Annotated in this window: 2 protein-coding genes; both read left to right on the top strand. The window is 45.6% G+C overall.

The window, feature by feature from the left end; genetic code table 11:
• The coding region (locus H4Q31_RS17940) for a helix-turn-helix domain-containing protein (RefSeq protein ID WP_185180442.1) at positions 1–589 on the top strand (589 nt) is incomplete at its 5' end.
• Complete coding sequence (locus tag H4Q31_RS17935; RefSeq protein WP_185180443.1) at positions 568–1467, top strand: IS3 family transposase; 900 nt, start codon at positions 568–570, stop codon at positions 1465–1467. The genes H4Q31_RS17940 and H4Q31_RS17935, both read left to right, overlap by 22 nt.
• The last annotated feature ends 38 nt before the right edge of the window (positions 1468–1505 follow it).

Below are 1505 nucleotides of genomic sequence, written 5' to 3'. Positions count from 1 at the left end.
AAAGTTCGGTATCAACAAATCAACCATCGTAAAATGGCGTCGTCGTTATCAAGTGTACGGCTATGAAGGGTTAGAGGCTCGTACCCATAATCGCAGTTATTCAGCCGAGCTTAAACTCCAAGCCGTTAAGGATTATTTGGATGGGCAATTATCGCAGTATCAAATTATAGACAAGTACAAGATTGCCAGTCGAACTCAACTTGCGAATTGGATTAAGAAGTATAATGGTCATAGCAGCTTAAGAGCTTATACAGGGGGAACACCGGCTATGACCAGAGGACGCTCGACAACGTGGCAGGAGAGAATTGACATTGTCCTGTACTGCCTTGCCAATGGACAAGATTACAAGAAAGCGGCGAATCAATTCCAAGTCTCCTATCAGCAAGTGTACGGATGGGTCAAGAAATATGAAACAGGCGGCCAAGAGGCTCTTCGGGACGGGAGAGGACGCACGAAGGAACCGGAGGAGCTAACTGAAGCAGATCAGCATAAGCTCGCCATGAAGAAGCTGGAGCACGTGAACGAACGGCTCCGGGCGGAGAATGCTTTCTTAAAAAAGTTACAGGAATTCGAAAGGAGGCGTCTCTAAGCGGACACCGTCAAGAGAACGTCTACCTTGCCATTCAAGCCGTTAGGCAAGCAGGGTCGTTCAGTATACAGCTTCTGTGCAGGATCGCAGGGATTCCAAGGTCAAGCTATTATAAATGGCTCAATCACAACCCCAGTGCGCGAGAAACGGAGAACAAGGAACTGACGGAAGTCATGATGTCCTTGTATGAGAAGGCTGAGGGCACTTTCGGCTACCGTCGGTTAACGCTGCATATGCGTCGACACACTCAAAAAACGATTAACCGCAAACGCGTACAGCATTTGATGAAGATAAAAGGGATTCAGTCTGTGATCCGCAGAAAGAAAAAGAAATACGAGCATTCTACGCCGCAGCAAGTCGCCGAGAATCTGCTTAATCGCAAGTTCCAAGCTGAAGCACCAAACCAGAAGTGGGTAACCGATGTAACGGAATTTAAGTATGGAAACGGCCAGAAAGCTTATTTAAGTGCCATTCTTGACCTTCATGATAAAACGATTATCTCCTATGTATTAGGGCATTCCAACAACAATCCACTCGTTTTTAAGACGCTGAAATTGGCATTGCAAGCCGCACCCGGAAGTAAGCCAATGCTTCACAGTGACCGCGGCTTTCAGTACACATCCTTGTACTTTAAGCAAATGTTGGATGAGGCAAAAATGACGCAGAGCATGTCCCGAGTTGGCCGATGTATTGATAATGGACCTATGGAATCCTTCTGGGGAACATTGAAATGCGAGAAGTATTATTTACATAAGTACCAGACATTTGGGCAACTCAAACAAGACATTGAGGACTACATTCATTTTTACAATTACGAACGATTACAAGCAAAACTAAACGGCCTGAGTCCCATGGAATTCAGGACCAAGGCCGCTTAGCTGATTTTTATTTTTTATACTGTCTACTTGACGGGGTG

Origin of the sequence: Cohnella lubricantis (assembly GCF_014212015.1) — a bacterium.
Lineage (GTDB): Bacteria > Bacillota > Bacilli > Paenibacillales > Paenibacillaceae > Cohnella > Cohnella lubricantis.
Note: the sequence above shows the minus strand (reverse complement) of the source record. Positions and strands in the feature narration are given on the sequence as shown.